Annotated in this window: 4 protein-coding genes and 2 pseudogenes; 4 read left to right on the top strand and 2 right to left on the bottom strand. The window is 72.9% G+C overall.

What is annotated here, in order from left to right; genetic code table 11:
• Positions 1–185: pseudogene (locus GPJ59_RS34350) on the bottom strand (hypothetical protein); the annotation flags it as partial.
• A 110-nt stretch (positions 186–295) separates the two neighbouring features.
• On the opposite strand from GPJ59_RS34350, the pseudogene GPJ59_RS34345 reads away from it, so the two are divergent.
• Both GPJ59_RS34345 and GPJ59_RS34340 read left to right on the top strand, forming a co-directional pair.
• Positions 296–643 (top strand): annotated as a pseudogene (locus tag GPJ59_RS34345) (PucR family transcriptional regulator); the annotation flags it as partial.
• 235 nt (positions 644–878) lie between these two features.
• Positions 879–1,496 carry a hypothetical protein gene (locus GPJ59_RS34340; RefSeq protein WP_219671907.1) on the top strand — a complete coding sequence of 206 codons (618 nt, stop codon included), beginning with the start codon at positions 879–881 and terminating at the stop codon, positions 1,494–1,496.
• 20 nt (positions 1,497–1,516) lie between these two features.
• Here GPJ59_RS34340 and GPJ59_RS34335 read toward each other — a convergent pair whose 3' ends face one another.
• On the bottom strand, positions 1,517–2,353 hold the full coding sequence (locus GPJ59_RS34335) for a class I SAM-dependent methyltransferase (RefSeq protein WP_219671905.1): 837 nt from the start codon (positions 2,351–2,353) through the stop codon (positions 1,517–1,519).
• 219 nt (positions 2,354–2,572) lie between these two features.
• Here GPJ59_RS34335 and GPJ59_RS34330 point away from each other — a divergent pair, with 219 nt between their 5' ends.
• Together GPJ59_RS34330 and GPJ59_RS34325 are read left to right on the top strand one after the other, a co-directional pair.
• Positions 2,573–3,760 carry a cytochrome P450 gene (locus GPJ59_RS34330; protein WP_219671903.1) on the top strand — a complete coding sequence of 396 codons (1,188 nt, stop codon included), beginning with the start codon at positions 2,573–2,575 and terminating at the stop codon, positions 3,758–3,760.
• Positions 3,761–3,789: 29 nt separating this feature from the next.
• The gene (locus GPJ59_RS34325) at positions 3,790–3,984 is read left to right on the top strand and encodes a ferredoxin (protein ID WP_219671911.1); all 195 of its coding nucleotides are present in this window, start codon (positions 3,790–3,792) and stop codon (positions 3,982–3,984) included.
• Positions 3,985–4,098: the final 114 nt, after the last annotated feature.

The raw sequence follows: 4,098 nt of genomic DNA, 5'->3' as shown, positions 1-4,098 counted from the left end.
CTCGCGAGCGCCAGCGACACCCCGTGGGTCAGCGGCGGGTCGTCCGGGGCAGCGCCGAAGAACCCCTTCCAGTCCCGCGGCCGCCTCTCCCGGAAGTGCTGGCGGTGCGCGGTGTCGGGGAGGGGGGTGTCGATTTCGAAGACGGCCCGGGGCCCCCGCCGTGCGCTGTCATTTGTGCCCGCCAGCCTGCGGCCCGCGCCGAGTGCCGCGGCCGCAGGGCGGTGCCGTGGGGAGTCGGACGGCACCCGGGCGTGGACACCTGTGCGATACCGGCACGGTGGATCCCGGGTCGCTCCTGCACGCGCTCGGCCGCGGCGGTGAGGGCGCGGCCCTGCCCGAGCTGGGCTTCGTCGGCGTACTGCTGGGTGACCGGGCCGACGTCGGCGGGTACGTACGGCGGGTCCTGGGGCCGGTCCTCGCGTACGACGCCGAGCGCGGCACGGAGCTGGTCCGCACGCTGGAGACGTACTACGCGCAGGGCGCCAGCCTGACCCGGGCCAAGGAGGCCCTGCACGTCCACGTGAACACGGTGGTCCAGCGGCTGGAGCGGGTGGCCCTGCTGCTCGGCGCGGACTGGAACGCGCCGGAGCGGGCCCTGGAGAACCAGCTCGCCCTGCGCCTGCACCGCCTGGCGGACCGGTGAGGGGAGGCTTCGGCCGCCACATCAGAGCGAAGGGGAATCGGGCGAAACGGTGAGCGTCCTGCTGTCTGTGCAGGTCACAGGGCGATCATCGCGCGGCATGGGACATAAGTGGAGGAAGGTGTTCGGCCCCGGCGGAAGTCTGCGTACGGAGGGCGGGGACGGCTTGACGGGCACGATCACATGCACTTAGGTTCGCCTTACCTAAGTCCCCTTTTCCTTCCGAGGTCGTCCCGTCGTGCCCAGATCCGCGCTGCTCGCCGCGCCGTCGCCGTCCCCCCTGCCCGCGTCGGCGCCCCCGGCCGCGGGGGCCGTACCGGCAGCGGCTCCGACGCCGCTGTGGATGCTGGCCGGACTCGGCGTGGTGGCCTCGGCGTTCATCGGCGCGGCCTGCTGGATGTCCGGCCATCTGCACGCGGACGCCGCACTGCAGACCGCGGCCCGGTTCGTGCACGTCGCCGCGCTCGTCGTGGGCCTGGGCTCGGTGCTCGCGGTCGACTGGTTCGCGCTGCTGTGGGTGTCCGGGCGGCGCCCTCTGGCGGACACCCTGAGCACCGCCTGCGCGCTCCAGGTGCCGATCTGGGGCGGCCTGACCGGGCTCGTGGTCAGCGGCCTCTTCCTGCGGCCCGACCTCGGCTCGCCCCTGACCCTCGTCAAGCTCGGGCTGGTGCTGGCGGTCATGGTCAACGGCCTCTACGCGCACCGCCTGGGCCAGCTCCTGGAGCGCCGCAGGACGCCCGAGGTCCCGCACGAGGTCCCGCGCGGGCTCCTGGTGCGCTCGGGCATCGCCGCGGCCGTGAGCCAGACCGGCTGGTGGGGCGCGACCGTGATCGGCTTCCTCAACAGCCAGTCCTGACCGGACCGGCCGGTCCCCGGTCAGGAGACCCGGCGGTGGGCGGTGAACAGCAGGTACTCCCACTCCATGCCGCCGCCTCCGGCCATGTGTTCCCGGGCGAGGGCGGCGAGTTCGTCGTCCAGGGCCGCCACCTTGCCGGGATCGTCGGCGATGTTCTTGTACACGGCGATGGTCGGCCCGTAGGCGGCCTTGAAGAAGTCCCGGAACTCCTCGGGCGTACCGAAACGGTCCACCCGCAGGGTCTGGCGGCGGGCGTCGATGTCGGTGACGCGGTCCCCGAGCAGCGCGGCCACGTGCTCCTCGTCGCCCCACAGCGGGGGCGGCTGCGCCCCGGGCGGCGGGGGCGGGGCGTACGGCTTCATGACGGTGAACATCCGGCCGATGAAGCCCTGGGGCGTCCAGTTGACCAGTCCGACGGTGCCGCCGTCCCGGCAGACCCGCACCAGCTCGTCCGCGCAGGCCTGGTGGTTCGGGGCGAACATCACCCCGACGCACGACATGACGACGTCGAACTCGCCGTCCTCGAAGGGCAGCGCCTCGGCGTCGGCCTCCTCCCACGCGAGCTCGGCGCCTTGCTGCGCGGCCAGCGCCTTCCCGGCCTCCATGAGTACGGGGGTCAGGTCGGAGGCGATCACGTCGGCGCCGGTCAGGGCGGCGGGGATCGCCGCGTTGCCGGAGCCCGCGGCCACGTCGAGCACCCGGTCGCCGCGCCGCACCCCGCACGCGCGGACCAGCTCGGGGCCGAGGCCGGAGACGACCTGGGTGGCGACGGCCGGGTAGTCGCCCAGCGACCACATAGTGCGGTGCTTGGCCTTCAAGGCGCGGTCGGCCTCGGCCGCGGCGTTCAGCTCGGTCATGGCAGCGGTCCTCGGGGCTCGGGTGCGCGGTGCTGTTCCCCCTGCTCGCAGGAGGTGCTGTTCCCCCTGCCCACAGCATAGGAACGGGCGCCGCTTTTCCTCCGTAGCGAACCGCCGCGTGACAGTTGTGACGTTTGGCCGATTTTGATGCGTGCAAACTAGGTGCCTGGGGCATGTAATGGGCCACGGCAACACGGATCCGGCGCTTGCGAGGTGCTCATGACAGAAACCGTTGCCTTTCCCCAGAGCCGCAGCTGTCCCTACCACCCCCCACAGGGCTACCGGCCGTGGCGCGACGCCCGCCCGCTGTCCCGGGCCACCTTCTACGACGGCCGCAGGGTGTGGGTGGTGACCGGCCACGCCGAGGCCCGTGCCCTGCTCAGTGACGACCGCCTGTCGTCCGACCGGGACAACGAGGCCTTCCCGATGCCGAGCGCGCGGTTCGAGGGCGTACGCATCCGCTCCGCCGCGCTGATCGGCGTCGACGACCCCGAGCACAACGTCCAGCGCCGGATGCTGATCCCGAGCTTCTCGGTCAAGCGGACGGCCGCGTTGCGCCCGTGGATCCAGCGGACCGTGGACACGCTGATCGACGACATGGTGGCCAAGGGGTCGTCGGCCGAGCTCGTCGGCGCCTTCGCCCTGCCGGTGCCCTCCATGGTGATCTGCGGACTGCTCGGCGTGCCGTACGAGGACCACGAGTTCTTCCAGGAGCAGTCGCGCCGGCTGCTGCGCGGGCCGCTGCCCTCCGACGTGGAGACGGCACGCGAGCGCCTCGACGGCTATCTGCGCGACCTGATCGAACGCAAGCGGGCCACGCCGGGCGAGGGGCTGCTGGACGAGCTCGTCCAGGAGCGCGTGGAGAGCGGCGAGCTGGACGTCGAGGAGCTGGTCTCGCTGGCCGCCGTCCTGCTGATCGCGGGCCACGAGACGACCGCGAACATGATCTCGCTCGGCGTCTTCACCCTGCTGCGCCACCCGGAGCGGCTGGCCGAACTGAGGGCGGATCCGGCACTCATGCCGGCGGCCGTCGAGGAGCTGATGCGCTTCCTGTCGATCGCGGACGGGATGCTGCGGGTGGCCACGCAGGACATCGAGATCGGCGGCGAGGTCATCCGCAAGGACGACGGCGTACTCTTCCCGGTCTCCGTCATCAACCGCGACGAGTCCGTCTACGCCGCCCCGGACACGCTGGACTGGCGCCGGTCGGCCCGCCACCACGTGGCGTTCGGCTTCGGCATCCACCAGTGCCTGGGCCAGAACCTGGCCCGCGCGGAGCTGGAGATCGCCCTCGGCACGCTGTTCGCCCGGCTGCCCGGGCTGCGGCTGGCGGCGCCGGCGGAGGAGATCCCGTTCAAGCCCGGCGACACCATCCAGGGCATGGTCGAGCTTCCGGTGGCGTGGTGACGGCCCGGGCGGCCGAGGCCGGGCGGCCGGTGCGGATCGGCATCGACCGGGACCGGTGCATCGGCGCGGGGCAGTGCGCGCTGACCGCGCCGGAGGTCTTCACCCAGGACGACGACGGGTTCAGCTCCCTGCTTCCGGGGCGCGAGGACGGCGGCGGCAGCGCGCTCGTACGCGAGGCCGCGCGGGCGTGCCCGGTGGCGGCGATCACCGTACGGGCACGCTGAATCCGGCCGTGAGCGGGGTGCGGCAGCGGCGGGCAGTGGCACTCCGGCCCGCTTTCGGGTTGGACCGATGCGCTGGCTGCTGGGGAGCGGTGGGAGCCCCCGCCCCGGGTGGTT

The sequence above is a fragment of the Streptomyces bambusae genome (assembly GCF_019400985.1).
Classification (GTDB): Bacteria; Actinomycetota; Actinomycetes; order Streptomycetales; family Streptomycetaceae; genus Streptomyces; species Streptomyces bambusae_A.
Note: the sequence above shows the minus strand (reverse complement) of the source record. Positions and strands in the feature narration are given on the sequence as shown.

Excerpts from the sequence above, each read along its gene's own strand:
- GPJ59_RS34335 (WP_219671905.1), bottom strand. The coding sequence starts at position 2,353 with ATGACCGAGCTGAACGCCGCGGCCGAGGCCGACCGCGCCTTGAAGGCC.
- GPJ59_RS34330 (WP_219671903.1), top strand. The coding sequence starts at position 2,573 with ATGACAGAAACCGTTGCCTTTCCCCAGAGCCGCAGCTGTCCCTACCAC.